Genomic DNA, 404 nt, shown 5'->3' with positions numbered 1-404 from the left:
TTATCATTATTAGCGAAAAATTGATAAGGTGTTATGACATTTGAAGGTAAGAATCCATCTTCTTCAATTACAATTGTTTGTACATTCATCTTTGCGTTCTCAAATGTTTTATAAAGTCGTTGTGTTCTTATATCAAAAGATTCAAATAGATTAATCATGTAGCACCTCTTCAATTAAGTGAAACCACTTTTGTTTAATATTGTCAGTCTTGTATTGTTCAGCAAGTTCATAAGATTTCTCATGAAATGATGAAGTATCATTTTTGAAAAATTGAATAACCGCTTCGGCTAAATTGTCGACGATTTCTTGTTCTGATTGGTGACTTTTATCGATAGGAATTAAATATCCATTTTCATTATGACCAATAAATGTTGTGTTTCCATAATCGACATCAAATCCTATCA

General features: G+C 29.5%; 2 protein-coding genes. Both read right to left on the bottom strand.

Annotation, left to right across the window (positions count from 1 at the left end):
• A partial coding sequence (locus JZ791_RS47495) for a hypothetical protein (protein WP_498049425.1) occupies nucleotides 1–158 on the bottom strand: 158 nt, incomplete at its 3' end.
• A partial coding sequence (locus JZ791_RS47490) for a hypothetical protein (RefSeq protein WP_216904024.1) occupies nucleotides 151–404 on the bottom strand: 254 nt, incomplete at its 5' end. The genes JZ791_RS47490 and JZ791_RS47495, both read right to left, overlap by 8 nt.

The sequence above is a fragment of the Nocardia alni genome (genome assembly GCF_019038435.1).
Taxonomy (GTDB): domain Bacteria; phylum Actinomycetota; class Actinomycetes; order Mycobacteriales; family Mycobacteriaceae; genus Nocardia; species Nocardia alni.
This window is presented reverse-complemented; position numbering and strand designations above follow the sequence as displayed.